The organism is Cupriavidus cauae (assembly GCF_026210475.1).
GTDB lineage: Bacteria > Pseudomonadota > Gammaproteobacteria > Burkholderiales > Burkholderiaceae > Cupriavidus > Cupriavidus cauae.
Map to the genome: position 1 here is coordinate 999,116 of NZ_CP080294.1, position 14,299 is coordinate 1,013,414.

The window sequence follows — 14,299 nt, forward strand, 5'->3', positions numbered from 1 at the left end:
GCTCTTGACGTGGGCTCCGATCCCCCGTATAAAGCGCGCTAGATTCAAGCGACGAGGCAACAGCACATTCGTTAGCCACCGTCATGGTACTTCGGTTGTCCATGGTGTCCTTTCCTTGAGTTGCTCTGCCGGAAGCGCCCTGAGCGCCTCCGTTTTTTAATTTTTTTTAGGAAATGCAAGACCATGAAAACCGGTATCGTCAAATGGTTCAACGACGCCAAGGGTTTCGGTTTCATCAAGCCGGACGAAGGCGGTGATGATCTGTTCGCCCACTTCTCGGAAATCCAGGGCTCTGGATTCAAGTCGCTGCAAGAAAACCAGCGCGTTTCGTTCGAAGTGAAGAACGGCCCGAAGGGCCTGCAAGCAGCGAACATCACCCCGCTGTAAGGCCTCGCGCTCCTCGCCTTCGGGCGAGAAGACACTGAAAGCCCCGCCCCGTGCGGGGCTTTTTGTTTTGTGGCGCGGCGAACTTCGTCGGTCCGCCAAGCGCTGGCCGCCGGGCGGCGTCGTCCGGGTTCGACGTCTCTCTTCGGCCCCTTCCCTCGCTCCTTCCCTGGCTCCTTCCCTGGCTCCTTCCCTGGCTCCTTCCCTCGCTCCTTCCCTCGCTCCTTCCCTCGCTCCTTCCCTCGCTCCTTCCCTGGCTCCTTCACTGGCTCCTTCACTGGCTCCTTCACTGGCTCCTTCACTGGCTCCTTCACTGGCTCCTTCACTGGCTCCTTCACTGGCTCCTTCCCTGGCTCCTTCACTGGCCCTTCACTCGCCCCTTCACTCGCCCCGTCCTCCGCCCCTCCTCCTCGCCCCCCGTCCGCTCGACCCTTTCCCCTCGGCTCTCCCCCCCTCCGCCGCGCCTTTGCTCAGGTCCTCCCCTTGGTTGCCCGCGCGCCAGAACAGTTTGGCGCACCGCCATCAGCCGGGCCTCACCACGCAGAAACGGGTACGGGCAGCGCGGATTGCCGTCCGCAGAATCGGGTACGGATTGGCATCGCTGGCCCTTTTCGGACCGCCGACAGCCGCAGAAACGGGTACGCCATGGCCCACCCCACAAGGATTTCGGCACGCAGAAACAGGTACGGATAGGCCGGCACTGAAGGCCGATCCGCGGTCCGCGCACGGGTCACGTTCGCAGAATCGGGTACGGTTTGCCGCTTTTTTGCCGCGACGCAGAAACGGGTACGGTTTTCCGGGTGCATCCCCTCGGGATCAATGCGGCACCATTTCCCGCAGAAACAGGTACGCGGATCGCACCGGTCGGACACGTACCAGACGCGCAGAAATGGGTACGGCCGTCTGGCAGTCCTCCAGCGATCTCTTCTGCGAGGTCCGACCTCCGACGCAGAAACGGGTACGCCCTTAGGCATTGGCAACGTTTCCGGCCCGCAGACGTTTGGAAGCGCTCGCTTTTAACAGGATGTACGTATACGTGGGCCTTTGCCGTGAGCGGCGCGGCTTCACGGCCTTGAGGCTGCGCAGAAACAGGTACGCTCGTCGCTCCACCGATGCCCCATCGCGTACGCAGAAGTAGGTACGCTTTGCGGAGGCCGCTCCCCCGCCTGTCGCTCGCAGAACTGGGTACGCCGCAGAAACGGGTACGCACTTCCCCCAGTTGGTCCCACGCATCTTCACGCAGAAACGGGTACGGCCACGCCGGGATGCGTGCAATACCGGGCCCAATGCGCTTTATGAGGCGCTTTGCAGTCTTCTCGATCCCCACCGGCACGCCGATACGGCGCAGAAACGGGTACGCACCGAGCCCGCGGCCGCTGTGGATAAGCCTGTGCAATGCCGAAGTTATCCCCGCAGAAAGCGGTTCGCCGCTTTCGCTGAAACAGGTTCGGGTATACGCAGATTCGGGTTCGACGCTTCGCAGAATCGAGTACGCTGCGGCGCAGAATCGGGTACGAAGGGAGTCGGTTTACGTTTACGGTTCAACGGCTTAGGCGCCCCGTATACGGTTTACGAGTAGTTAACCGTAAAGGTATGTATTGCTTGTAGTGGATGACCGCGCGGAAGTGGACAACCCTGCCGGGTTGCCCCCTGCCGCACGGCATGCGAGCTGGCAAGAGAGAGATATCGACACAGAGCCAAGGGCTGACCAGGCCGGCGCGAAGCCGCTGCGAACGCGGGGTATACCCGGCCAGATTTCGCCCCACGACGGGGTATACGCCCGAATCTCCGAACGTACCCGTTTCTGCGTGACAAGGGTGGCGGCATCAAGTAAAAAGGCGGGTAATTCGAAGCACGCCGATATGCCGATCAAACGTTCCCTGGCCACCCCGGACGACCGCACCGTCACTGACGTGGAAACCGGTCCCTCGCGCATCATCGTTCCTGGCAACGATGCGCCGTTGGTTCCGTCCGAAAAATTTCAGCGGCTGTTCGACGAAGCGCAAGCCATGGAGCGCGAAGACGCTTGGCAAAGTGGCGAGGTCGGCTTTCTGAGCCGCGCCAGTGTGCAGGTCACGCTTCCCTACCGGGCGCCGAAGGGCGCGCCGCCCGTCTGGACCCGGACCAGTGGCAACATCTCGCTGATGATCCAGCCCGGTTACTTCACGCAGCAGCGTTCCGAGCGCGCCAGCAACGGCCGCCAGAAGCTGGTGTCGGAAACGGTCTCGCTCGGGTATCCCTATGGCTCCTATCCGCGGCTGATGCTGGCCTGGATCGGCAAGGAGATCATGGCGAAGAAGAAACGGGGCGAGTTTACCGGCACCGTGGACGACCGCCGCATCTCGCTGGGTAACTCGCTGTCCGAGTTCATGTACAACCTCGGCATCCCGATGGCCACGGGCGGCAAGCGCGGCACCATGACGCTGGTGCGCCAGCAGATGATCCGCCTGTTCTCCGCGACCATTGCGATCGTCCAGAACAAATCGGCGCCGACGCAGAACCAGACCAACAACCACGAGCCGATGTCGATCGATCGGGTCGGCTACCTGCTGGCAGATCAGCTGTCGACCTGGTGGGATCCGATGCAGCCGGGCCAGGGCTCGATGTTCGAAAGCTTTGTGGTGCTGTCGGAGCCGTTCTTCAACGAGCTGGTCAATCGCCCGGTGCCGGTCGATATGCGTGCGCTGAAGGCGCTGAAGCAGTCGCCGTTCGCGCTGGACGTCTATTCCTGGCTGACCTACCGCTTCTTCACCATCCAGCGGCGCACCGAGATCCCATGGGAAGCGCTGCAGATGCAGTTCGGTACCGAGACCGAGAGCGAGCGCAAGTTCCGCGCGTTGTTCCGCAAGGCGTTGAAGGACGTGCTGGTGGTGTATCCGGACGCCAAGGTCGACGCCGACTCGTCGAAGGCGCTGATTCTGCAGCCCTCGCGTACCAGCGTGCGCAAGCTGGCCTGAGCGACTGTCCTTGAAGGAACGCGCCGGGGCCCCTTCGCCTCGGCAATATTGGGCGCGGCAATAAAAAAAGCAGGTGTTGAACACCTGCTTTTTTGCTGGCTCCCGGCGAGTGCCGCGAACCAGCGGCGACGCGGGCAATCAGGCCGGTTTGATGCCGGAAGCTTGCTTGCCCTTCGGACCTTCCTTGACTTCGAAGGTCACTCGCTGGCCGTCCTTCAGCGTCTTGAATCCAGTGCCCTGGATTTCCGAGAAATGGGCGAACAAGTCCGCGCCACCATCGTCCGGGGTAATGAAGCCGAACCCCTTGGTTTCGTTGAACCACTTAACCGTACCGGTTGCCATGTGAGTTTCCTTTCGACGCAAGTTCTTTGTACACGACGCAAACAACCGTTCAAGCACGTTGATTTCTCGCAGATACCGAACGGAAGCCGACGAGGGTGACACGACTTGACGCGACTGTGTTGGGCATCATATCCAGTTTGTCTAACCGTGTCATGTGCGGCGTACAACGCACAACCTCTAATGTAGGCCGATTCTCGACCGATTTTCAAGCACAACTTTTGAAGAAACTTGTGCGCCTTTTTGGCTTCCGGGCTGTAACGAATTCGTGTAATTGAAGAAATCGGTTGATAGCACCAAGGCGATTGACTAAAGTTTCGCCTACAGTCAAACCGCGCTTTCAGCGCTGAAAGAGAGAGGCCCCGGTGGCAGCGAAAATCATCACGGTGTTCAATCAGAAGGGCGGCTGCGGCAAGACAACGGTCAGCATGCATCTCGCGGGAACGCTGGGTTTGCGCGGGGCGCGCGCAATGCTGGTCGATATGGACGAGCAGGGAACCGCGACGCGTTGGGCGGCGCAAGCCTCGGACGAGCGCCCGTTCCCCGCTTCCGTCATTGGTTTGGCGGCCTCCGGCGGTGCGATGCACCGCGAAGTCCGCAAGTTCGTCCAGGACTACGACTATATCGTCGTCGACTGCCCGCCCGCAGTGCACTCCGCAGCGCCGTCCAGCGCCCTGCTGATCTCCGATCTGGCAGTGATCCCGGTCGTCCCGTCGCCCCCCGATCTGTGGGCGGCGGTGGCGGCCAAGACCCTCGCGCAGCATGCGCAGGTCCAGAACGAAACATTGACCGTCCGCGTGATGGCCAATATGGTGCAACGCCGCGTTTCCATCGCGCGCCAGGCTATCGAAATCCTGGGCGATGACGGCGACTTTCCCCTGCTGCAATCGATGATCGGCTCGCGCTCGGCGTTCCGTGAGTGCCAGGCCATCGGTTGTACCGTGCACGGCGTACCGGGCGCACGCGAGGCAGTGCAGGAAGTCGACATCATGGTGGACGAGGTGTTGTCCCTGATCGAGTAAAGAGAATGGCAACGAAGATGAAGAATCTGCGGGCCGGCATGCTGGCCGGCATGGCGGCGGAAAAGAGCCGCGCCGACACGCTGGACCGCTTCGCGCGCGCGGAAGCGGCGATCGCCAAGCATCCGCACGGCCTGTTGCAGGCAAAGGGCGCCGAAACACCGCCCACTTTCAGCGCTGAAAACGAGGAGCGTTCGGGAGACGGCCGCGTCCTCAAGCGCATCCCGCTGGCGCAATTGCACGACAACCCGCTCAACGCGCGCCGGATTTACGATCCCGCCGTCGTCCAGGAGCGCGCCGCGTCGATCGCGACCCACGGCCAGAAGACGCCGGGTCTCGCGGCGCCAGATCCGTCCCGTCCCGGCCATTACATCCTGATCGACGGCCACTACCGCAAACGCGCGCTCGCGGCGGCCGGCAAGCTCGAGATGGAGTGCTTCGTCGAGAGCGACCTCAGCGACCTCGACTTCTACCGCCTGTCCTTCCTGCTGAACGAACAGCGCTCGGACCAGTCGGCGCTCGACAATGCGATCGCCTGGCGCCAGTTGCTGGACGAGGGCAAGGTTGCCAAGGAAGAAGATATTTGCGAGCTGACCGGCATGTCGGCCGGCACGGTCAACAAGACGCTGGCGCTGCTGAAACTGCCGGAGTCCGTGCTGATGGTGATGCGCGAGCGTCCCAGCGCGATCGGCATCGCGGCCGGCTATGAGCTGACGCTGTACTACAAGCTGGCGGGCGAGGAGCGCACCCGCGAGTTGGCGATGCGCATCATGAACGACGGCCTGTCAAGCCGCGAAGTCGAGGCGATTCGCAAGCAGGCGCAAGAGGGCAAGGCGCGCAAGGTCAAGGAAATCAGCCGCCAGTACAAGATCCGGACCAGCGGCGGCGAGCTGCTGGGCACGATCAAGGAATGGGACTCGGGCCGTGTCGTGCTCGACGTCCAGCTGACCGATCGCGATGCCCGCGAAGCGCTGCTGGAAGCCCTGAAGGCGCGCTTCGGCCTGGACAAATCGCTGCTGTAGCAGACCGCACGGGCGGCGCGCCGCTGGGCCATGAAGATGGTCCGCCCGCGCAGCACGCCATCACGGCTGCCCGGCGTGCCGCCGCACCAGCATGCGCGGCGTGAATCGGAGGTCGCGATGCTCGGCATGCTCGGGCAGCGCAACGAAATCCCGCCACGCCGCGCGAAGCAGCCGGTCCAGGCCGCTGGGGGAATAACCGGCAAGCGGCTGACTGGCCCGTTTGGCCTGGCCTCGCGACGTCGGCGGCAACATCAGCGGACCCAACAACGGCGCGGCGTGGGGTAGCCCGTCCGCCGCCAAACCGCGGTCTGCCCAATGCAGGGAGAGGGCGTTCCAGGCATCGTCGCTGAGCGTGGCGAAGCGCTTCTCGACGCGGCCCGGCTCAGGGTCCGACATCACGATTCCGGACCCACCGCGGTCGAACCGCGGGCGAACCAGACAGCGGCTGCCGTCGCCGAGCCGAAGATGGCCCCCGGTGACCAACACGGCTTCGCCGATCCGCATCCCGCAATCGCCGATCAGATACGCGGCGGCATTGGCCGCCCGCCATATCGGCGTGCCATCCGATCCATCGAGCCAGCGGCGAAATGCGGCCACACTCGTACCCGCGCCGGCCGCCAGCCCGGGAGCCGCTTCCCGGTGACCGGCCAGCCCAGCCAGACCATCTGCCTGATCGGCTGCCTGATCGGCTGCCTGATCCTCTAGCTCTCCGTCCGCCTTGTCGCCTGGCCGATCGTCGTGCAATGCCGCCGCCGCAGGCGGTATCGCAAAACCATCGAAGGGATGATGCGCCAGCACGCCGCGTTGGCGCAGCCAGCCGAACAGCGCCCGTATCACCCGCATGGCCGCCTGGCGAGAACTGTCCCGCAAGCCGCCCTCGAACGGCCGCCACGGCATCCGGTCGCGCGGGCCGGCGGGTCCCTGCCAGAACGAGGCCGGTTGCGGATTGGCCAGGAAATCCCAATACGCCGACAGATCTTCCGCGTTCATGCCGCGCAAGGGCTGCCGCCGCCGCGCCGCCCACAGCAGCAGCCGTTCCGCCTCGCGCCGATAGCTGGCCCAGGTGTGGGAGCCGGGCCGCTTGCCCTCCAACCATTGGCGTACCAACTGCAACTCCTCGCCAAGAACGGCTCGCCAGTCGCCATTAAGTGATGTACAGAGCATATATTCCAGAGGAACAGGCGCCGCCAACCGTTCGTCCAACGGTGCCGGCGACATCCGCGGCCGCTGCGATGGCGCGACCAGCGCGCCCACCTGGGGCCCCAACACCGGTCCCCCATCGCTGGCACGCAGCGTGTCGCGCTGCCGCTCGAGCCAGTGCCGTACCACGTCGGCCGACTTGGCGCCCAAGCGCGGCACCCCGCGCCACCAGGCGGCGCCGCGCCGGTTGACCCGCTCCACCAGGTCGCCGATGCGTTCGATGCCGCCCGCCGCGAGGCGGCGCGACAGGCTCGGTCCGAACCACAGCGACACCGCGTGATCGAGCGCCGGCCGCCCCGGCGACAAGCGCTCCAACGACGACAGCGCGTCGACGCGCCGGTCCATCGCGACATTCGAGCGACCCTTGAGCGAGTCGAACATCGCCGCGATATCCGGCCGGTTGTTCTGCAGCGCGAACTGGACCAGCCGATCGCGCAGCCGCAGGATGCGCTGCACCGCCTGATGCTCGGTCAGCGCCTCCTCCTCCTCGTCCGGGTCGAGCAGATAGCGGTTGGCGATATCGACCGCGGCCATGCCCTGGGCATACGCGCGTACCACGGCGAATTCGGTCCGGGTCAGTTTCGAGGGATCCAGCGTGTCGTCCCGCACAGACATCGGCAATCGCCCTTAAGTGATTGATTGATAACGACTTTGAGCAGACGAGTAGCGCAACCTGCCCAAATTGCTACCCGAAGTGTAATGTAAATTATTTTCTCGGCACAGCGTCCGAAAGGTCGACCCCCGCGAGCAGAGCATGGCGAAAAATCGCCGCGAACATCGCCGGAAACATTGACCGGACATCGGTCGAACACCGCCCAAACATCGGTCCGAACCCTAAGAACGCGGCCGCTTTGCGATTGACGTAAGGGAAAATCCTTACCCCGCCTCCAGCCTTGTGCTGCGTACGCATTCGCACAAAAGCGACTTACCCACCATCTGGCAAGCCTTGCTTTCCTGTTTTCGCATGCATATGCTGGACCGCAGAATAAGTGAAAGTTAAGTCTGTCTTTAGAGGGATCGAAAGCGTGCAAACACGCAAACGGGGCGATTGCATCACGCTTGACGGGAAGGGACGGCCGCGCTGAACGCCGCGCCGAACAGAAGCGGGATGGATCGTAGGGAGGGGCAGGGGCAACATAGCACCGCACTTCCGATCACACGGGCGACCGTCGCGGCGCACGTGTCGCAACAAGAACGAGAGCGGCATGGCCACCATTCTGTTGATCGAGCCTCATCCATTACTGCGATTGGGCCTGCGCCAGTTGCTGGCGCAATCCGAGCTTCCCGTCCACGTCATCGATGTCGAACCGGCCGCGCTGCCGTCGCCCGACGACGCCCGCCTGCGCGACGCCGACCTGCTGATCTACGGCTGGCACGACGATGGCAGCGGCACCTGGCAAGCGATGGAAGACGTGTGCCGCTATCTGGCGCCGCAGCGCGTGCTGGTGCTGGCCGATGGCCTGCCCGCCGCAATGGCGCAGGAATCCGTGCCCCCGATGGTGGCGGGCCTGCTGTCGAAGAACTGCTGCGCCGAGGTGCTCGACGCCGCCATCCGCCTGGTGCTGGCCGGCGGCGAGTGCTTTCCCGCGCTGGTCCACGCCGAGCCGACGCGGCAAACGGGGCTGTCCGGCCTGCAGAACACCGGCGGCAGGGAAGGGACGGCCACCCGGCCGGATGAACCGATCGAGTCGACCCGCGCCGTTCCCGGGTGGTCCGCGGACATCGCCATCCGCACCGCACCGCTGATCCAGCCCGACATCGAAACACCGTCGTTCGGCTCGCATCTGCTCAATATCACCGAGCGGCAATACGAGGTGCTGGCACTGCTGGCACGCGGCTACCCGATCAAGACGGTCAGCCGGGTGCTCAATATCTCGGTGGCCACCGCCAAGACCCACGCCTGCACGCTGTACCACCGCCTGCATGTGCGCAACAAGGGCGAGGCCGTCTACGAAGCGCTGCGGCGCGGCGCCAAGCTGAACTGGCCTGGACCCTCGACGCTGGGCGCGGTGCCGTTGCACGTCGACGCCATGCGATTGCCGGCGGTCTGCCAGGCGGCCTGAGTTGCAAGGCGCCGGTCACGGTGGCATGTGCTTGCGCGAACTCATCCTTTCGGCTGAGGGACTTCATTCCAATGGTCGAGGCGGCCCGGGAGGCGGCTTGCTAGGCTTATGGACATGCACGCCGGCAGTCACCTCGCCCCCCTGACCTCGCCCGAGTCGATGACGACCCTTCTTCTGGCCAACAACGCGATCATGCTGCGCGCGCTGTCGCGCCACCTCGGCAAGCGTCAGGCCTCCTGCCCGTTGACCTTGCAGTCGCCGGAATGGCTGCTGCACGCATCCTCGGCCCAATTGCCCAAACAGCCCGTCGATTTCGCGCTGCTCGATTGCAGCAGCAGCGACGCGGATGCCGGCGCGCTGATCGACGCCTTGTGCCAGCGCATCGCGCCGCGCCGGTGGCTGCTGATCGCCAGGCCAGGCGCCACGGCGCTGACGCAGCGCGCCGCCCGGCTCGGGGCCGGCGGCTGCCTGCTGGCACCGGCTTCGCCCGACCTGCTTTCCGCGGCGGTGGCGCTGGTCGCCGCCGGCGGCCAATGCTTTCCGCGCGCCAGCATGGCGTGGCTGATGGCGCCTGCTCCCTCTCCCGCTGCGACCTCCAACTTTCTGCGCCCTGGTTCTACGGCAAGCGGCTGATGGTCGTCCACCGGCGATGCGGCCTATGCTGGCACTACGCTGCTGGCGTAGCCGGACCCGGGATCAGAAGGTCCGCCGCCGGCAGGAGCGGGGGGTCATATGAATGGAGGAGCGGCGGTCCTGATCGTGCGCGGCTTTGCCGTGCCGGAGGGCCGCAACAAGTGGGCGTGTTGTTATGAGATCCGGCTGGCGTCGGCATGCGATGGGCCGCTGGTCCATCGCGGCGAACTGCATGGCCGCGCGTTCTGCAGCGAGGATGCCGCGGTAATCGCGGCCCGCGAAGCCGGCGAGCGCGAAGCGCGGCGGCGCATTGCCGCGGGACTGGCGACATCGTTCCTGTCGGTGGCGCCCGGCACGTGCGCGGGCGATGGCCGCGACATCAGGACGCCGCGGCCGGACGATCGGTAAGCGATAGAGCCAGGCGAACGAACACGAAGGGGGGAAATAAGGCGCGTGCTCGGGGGAGCCGCATGTCGGATGACGAATCGAACGACATGCGTACACGCGCGTATCGGCTGCGGCGATCGCCCGGCCGGATCTGCGGACCACGGCGGAGCCGCCGCTCGACAGACGGCACGCCGGGGTCCTTTCTTTTTTGGGAAGAGCGCGGCCGTCGACGACGACCGCAGACGACGACCGCAGACGACGACCGCAGACGAGCGCAACGCAAGGAAGGGGGAAAAAAGAAGCCCGCAGACCGGGGGACCATGCGGGCTCCAAAGTGGCAGGCCGATTCCGCCTGGCCCACCACAAGACTGACGATATCCAATCGATCTTGCGACTTCCATCAACCAAAAGGACCAAAAGCCCACGGTCGCGCCGCGGCGGCGCGGGGCATTCCGCGGGGCATTCGACACCATGTGGCACTGGCACTTGATTTCGCGCTTCGGCGACGCCGCGCTGCTGCTGCCGTGCGCCGCGCTGTTGCTGCTGTCGCTGTGCCATCGCGGCGAATGGCGCGCGGCGCGCGACTGGTGCCTGGCGTTCGCCGCCGACGCCGGACTGACGCTTGCATCGAAGCTGGCCTTTATCGGCTGGGGCATCGGCGTGCCGGCGCTGGACTTCACCGGTTTCTCGGGCCACAGCATGATGGCGGCGAGCGTGCTGCCGGTGCTGCTGCATCGGCTCGCACCGGGACGGCGGCCGCGCCTCGGGTGGATCGCGGCAACGCTCGGCGCATCGCTGGCGCTGCTGGTGGGCTATTCGCGTTTGCCGCTGGGCGCGCATTCGCTCAGCGAAGTGGTGGGCGGACTGGCGCTGGGATTTGCCGTCAGCGGCGGCTATCTGCTGGCCACCGCGCCGCGGCGGCGCCAGCGGCGGCCACCGCGGTGGCGTCGATCGCGGCGCGCGCCGCTGCTGCTGCTGATCGGCGCCTTGCTGCTCGGGGTGCCGGCATCGGGCGCGCATGCGCCGACCGAGCAGTGGATCGAACAGATCGCGCTGTATCTGTCCGGCCGCGCGCGACCGTTTCAACGCGAGGATTGGCAGCGGCGCGAAGCGGCGACGATCGCGCCTCCGGCCGCGTCCACCTTCCCGTCTACCGCGCCGTCTTCCTCGCCCGTATAGCAGCCCCACCTGTGTGGGGGACCCAACAGACCCCACGCCGACCCGAGCGCGACGATGTTCGCGATATGCCGACGCACGGCATCGAACACGGCAGCAAGGGGAGAGGGTCATGGCAACGGCAAGCGCGCAAGCGATCGTCGAGCGGCAGACAGCGCTGCAACTGTTGTATCGGGTCTCGGATGCATTGACGGTGGGCATCTGCGGCATCCTGGTTGGCGAATTCTGGTTTCCCGAGGGCGGACTGGCATCCGCGGCGCCGGTGCACGGCTTCCTGACCGCGTTCTGCGCGGTCGCCACGCTGATCGTGTTTCCCGCCTGCGGACTGTACGAATCGTGGCGCGGCCGCAGCCGCGCCGCACTGGGCTTGCGCACGTTGGCGGCATGGAGCCTGGTCGCGGTCAGCGGGCTGGTGCTGGCCTACCTGATGCATCAGATCGGCGCGGTGTCGCGGCTATGGTCGACCACCTGGTTCGGCATCGTCTCGCTCGCGCTGGTCGGCTCGCGGCTGGTGCTGTACCAGCTGCTGGGCAATGTGCGGCAGCAGGGCATCAACGCCAAGCGCGTGCTGATCTTCGGCTACGGTCCGCTCGGCAACGAGATGTACCGGCGCGTGCAGCGCATCCGCGAGGCTGGCTACCACGTGGTCGGCATCTACTGCGACCACGACGACGATGCGCTGCCCTCCGGCGTGCCGATCCTGCGCGAGATGAGCGACGTCACGCGCTTCGTGCGCAGCCAGGACGTGCGCGAGATCTGGCTGACGCTGCCGATGGCGGCATGCCGCGACCTGTGCGACGTGGTCTACCAGTTCCGCAACGACCTCGTCGACATCCGCTGGGTGCCCGACATCATGTCGGTCGAGCTGCTCGGCCACCGCTTCAGCGAATTCCTCGGCCTGCCGGTGATCGACCTGAACAGCCCGCCCGATTCGCGCATCACGGGCCTGCTCAAGGCAAGCTTCGACCGCGTCTTCGCCGCCGTGGCGCTGCTCGGCATGTCGCCGCTGCTGGTCGCCATCGCGATCGGCGTCAAGCTGTCCTCGCCGGGCCCGGTGCTGTTCCGGCAGAAGCGCCTGGGCATCGACGGCAAGCCCTTCGACGTCTTCAAGTTCCGCACCATGGTGGTCCACCAGGACCGCGGCGTCACGCAGGCGGTGCGCAACGATCCGCGTGTGACCCGCATCGGCGCCTTCCTGCGTCGTACCAGCCTCGATGAACTGCCGCAGTTCTTCAACGTGCTGCGCGGCGAGATGTCGGTGGTCGGCCCCCGTCCCCATGCGCTCGAACACAACGAGATGTACAAGGAGCTGATCGACCGCTACATGCTGCGCCATCGCGTCAAGCCCGGCATCACCGGGTGGGCGCAGATCAACGGCCTGCGCGGGCAGACCGACACGGTCGAGAAGATGCGCGCCCGCATCGAGTTCGATATCTATTACATCCGCAACTGGTCCTTCCAGCTGGACCTGCGGATCATCGCGCGCACCGCGCTGCATGGCTGGACCGGCAAGAGCGCATTCTGAAAGGGGTCCGACCCACGGCTGTGGCGAACGTGCGTTGGCAAGCGCACGGTGCCGGCGGGTACGGCCGAGCCAAATGGGGCATACCAAGACCCCAGGGGGAGGAGACCATGAAAGCCACCATACGCACGATCCTGGCGGAGGTGGGCCGGCTCGAGGTGCCAGCGGACACGCTGGACGATCAGGCTGACCTCTACGAAGCCGGTCTGTCGTCGCTCGCCACGGTGCACGTGATGCTGGCCATCGAGAACGCCTTCGATATCGAGATTCCGGACCGCATGCTGACGCGCCAGCTGTTTCGCAGCATCCAGTCGCTGGCAGACGCGATCGTGTATCTGCGCCAGCAGCAGGAGGCAGCATGAACGCGATCGCAGTGCAGGCGGTGCAGCCGCGCCCGCACGATGCCGCGCCGGGCTGGGGCGGGGGCGACGCGCCCGAAGCAGGACATCCACCGCGGGACGCGCTGGCCGCCGCGCGTGACGTCGCGCCGCTCGCCGCGGCGCAGGCCGATGGCGTGGACCGCGAGGCGGCGTTCCCCGAGGCCGCCTTGGCCGCGTTGCGCGAGCGCGCCCTGCTGGGTGCGATGGTGCCAGTGGAACTCGGCGGCGGCGGCGCTTCGCTCGATACCATCGCGGCGATCTGCCGCGTGCTCGGCGGCGCGTGCGCGGCCACCGGCATGATCTACGCGATGCATCAGATCCAGGTCGCCTGCCTGGTCGCGCATGCGCGCGCAAGCATCTGGCACGAGCGCCTGCTTGCGCGCATCGCCGGCGAGCAGCTGCTGCTGGCCTCGGCCACCTCGGAGCAGTCGATCGGCGGCGCGCTGCGTACCAGCGGCTGCGCGGTGGCCACCGACGGCGGGCGCTTTCATCTGGTCAAGATGGCGCCGACCATTTCGTACGGCGCGCAGGCCGACGTGATCCTCGCCACCGCGCGCCGCCATGCGGAGGCTCCCCAGTCCGATCAGGTGCTGGTCTGCGTGCTCGGCGGCGATTGCACGCTGCAATGCACGAGCGGTTGGGACACGCTCGGCATGCGTGGCACCTGCAGCAACGGCTTCCGGCTGGAAGCGCGCGGGGCCTGCGAGCAGATCGTGCCGGTGCCGTTCGGCGAGATCGCCGACGCGACCATGACGCCGGTGTCGCACATCCTGTGGAGCGCCTTGTGGACCGGCATCGCCGCCGACGCGGTACAGCGCGCCAAGGCCTTCTTCCAGGGCCAGGCGCGCTCGCGTCCCGGCACGCTGCCGCCGTCGGCCACGCGGCTGGCGGAGGCGGCGGCGATGATCGACACGATGGAGGCGCGCGTGCAGATGGCGCTCGCGCATTACCGCCAGCACACACCGGGCCGATCCGTCTCCGCGGACTTTGCCTTTGCCGCCGAAATGAACGGCCTGAAGACCAGCGTGTCGGCGCTGGCGCTCGAGGCGGTGCAGATCGCGCTGCTGATCTGCGGCATGGCCGGCTACAAGCACGGCACGCCGTTCAGCGTCGGCCGCCATCTGCGCGATCTGTGGTCGGCGCCGCTGATGATCAGCAACGACCGCATCCTGGCCAATACCGCCAGCCTGCTGCTGGCCGAACGTTCGCATTGAGGA

At 65.9% G+C, this 14,299-nt stretch carries 13 protein-coding genes; 11 read left to right on the forward strand and 2 right to left on the reverse strand.

What is annotated here, in order from left to right; translation table 11 throughout:
* The first annotated feature begins 183 nt into the window (after positions 1 to 183).
* Together KZ686_RS19830 and KZ686_RS19835 are read left to right on the forward strand one after the other, a co-directional pair.
* Complete coding sequence (locus KZ686_RS19830; protein ID WP_006576725.1) at positions 184 to 387, forward strand: cold-shock protein; 204 nt, start codon at positions 184 to 186, stop codon at positions 385 to 387.
* 1,859 nt (positions 388 to 2,246) lie between these two features.
* Positions 2,247 to 3,341, forward strand: coding sequence for a replication protein RepA (locus tag KZ686_RS19835; protein ID WP_053823267.1), 1,095 nt, complete (start codon positions 2,247 to 2,249; stop codon positions 3,339 to 3,341).
* 138 nt (positions 3,342 to 3,479) lie between these two features.
* Here the strand turns inward: KZ686_RS19835 and KZ686_RS19840 are convergent, their stop codons facing one another.
* Positions 3,480 to 3,683, reverse strand: a complete 204-nt coding sequence (locus tag KZ686_RS19840) for a cold-shock protein (RefSeq protein WP_006576252.1) — start codon at positions 3,681 to 3,683, stop codon at positions 3,480 to 3,482.
* Positions 3,684 to 4,045: 362 nt separating this feature from the next.
* On the opposite strand from KZ686_RS19840, the gene KZ686_RS19845 reads away from it, so the two are divergent.
* Positions 4,046 to 4,702, forward strand: coding sequence for a ParA family protein (locus tag KZ686_RS19845; RefSeq protein ID WP_149318590.1), 657 nt, complete (start codon positions 4,046 to 4,048; stop codon positions 4,700 to 4,702).
* Between the two features lie 5 nt (positions 4,703 to 4,707).
* On the forward strand, positions 4,708 to 5,721 hold the full coding sequence (locus KZ686_RS19850; RefSeq protein ID WP_149318589.1) for a ParB/RepB/Spo0J family partition protein: 1,014 nt from the start codon (positions 4,708 to 4,710) through the stop codon (positions 5,719 to 5,721).
* 60 nt (positions 5,722 to 5,781) lie between these two features.
* On the opposite strand, the gene KZ686_RS19855 is transcribed toward KZ686_RS19850, so the two are convergent.
* Positions 5,782 to 7,536: a phage integrase family protein gene (locus KZ686_RS19855; RefSeq protein WP_265635139.1), complete on the reverse strand. Its 1,755-nt coding sequence runs from the start codon at positions 7,534 to 7,536 to the stop codon at positions 5,782 to 5,784.
* Positions 7,537 to 8,126: 590 nt separating this feature from the next.
* Between KZ686_RS19855 and KZ686_RS19860 the strand changes: the two genes are divergently transcribed.
* The 7 genes from KZ686_RS19860 to KZ686_RS19890 all read left to right on the forward strand — a co-directional run bounded on the left by KZ686_RS19860 (position 8,127) and on the right by KZ686_RS19890 (position 14,296).
* Positions 8,127 to 8,984, forward strand: a complete 858-nt coding sequence (locus KZ686_RS19860) for a response regulator transcription factor (RefSeq protein ID WP_265635141.1) — start codon at positions 8,127 to 8,129, stop codon at positions 8,982 to 8,984.
* Between the two features lie 159 nt (positions 8,985 to 9,143).
* On the forward strand, positions 9,144 to 9,617 hold the full coding sequence (locus KZ686_RS19865) for a response regulator transcription factor (RefSeq protein ID WP_187829213.1): 474 nt from the start codon (positions 9,144 to 9,146) through the stop codon (positions 9,615 to 9,617).
* 99 nt (positions 9,618 to 9,716) lie between these two features.
* A complete protein-coding gene (locus KZ686_RS19870) occupies positions 9,717 to 10,025 on the forward strand; it encodes a hypothetical protein (protein WP_150082290.1) in 309 nt (102 codons plus the stop codon).
* A 450-nt stretch (positions 10,026 to 10,475) separates the two neighbouring features.
* Positions 10,476 to 11,183 (forward strand): phosphatase PAP2 family protein, encoded by a 708-nt coding sequence (locus KZ686_RS19875; protein ID WP_265635144.1) that lies wholly within the window; start codon positions 10,476 to 10,478, stop codon positions 11,181 to 11,183.
* A 109-nt stretch (positions 11,184 to 11,292) separates the two neighbouring features.
* Positions 11,293 to 12,705, forward strand: coding sequence for an undecaprenyl-phosphate glucose phosphotransferase (locus tag KZ686_RS19880; RefSeq protein WP_265635146.1), 1,413 nt, complete (start codon positions 11,293 to 11,295; stop codon positions 12,703 to 12,705).
* A 107-nt stretch (positions 12,706 to 12,812) separates the two neighbouring features.
* The gene (locus tag KZ686_RS19885; protein ID WP_265635148.1) at positions 12,813 to 13,064 is read left to right on the forward strand and encodes an acyl carrier protein; all 252 of its coding nucleotides are present in this window, start codon (positions 12,813 to 12,815) and stop codon (positions 13,062 to 13,064) included.
* Complete coding sequence (locus tag KZ686_RS19890; protein WP_265635150.1) at positions 13,061 to 14,296, forward strand: acyl-CoA dehydrogenase family protein; 1,236 nt, start codon at positions 13,061 to 13,063, stop codon at positions 14,294 to 14,296. The genes KZ686_RS19885 and KZ686_RS19890 overlap by 4 nt, the downstream gene beginning before the upstream one ends.
* Positions 14,297 to 14,299 lie beyond the last annotated feature (3 nt).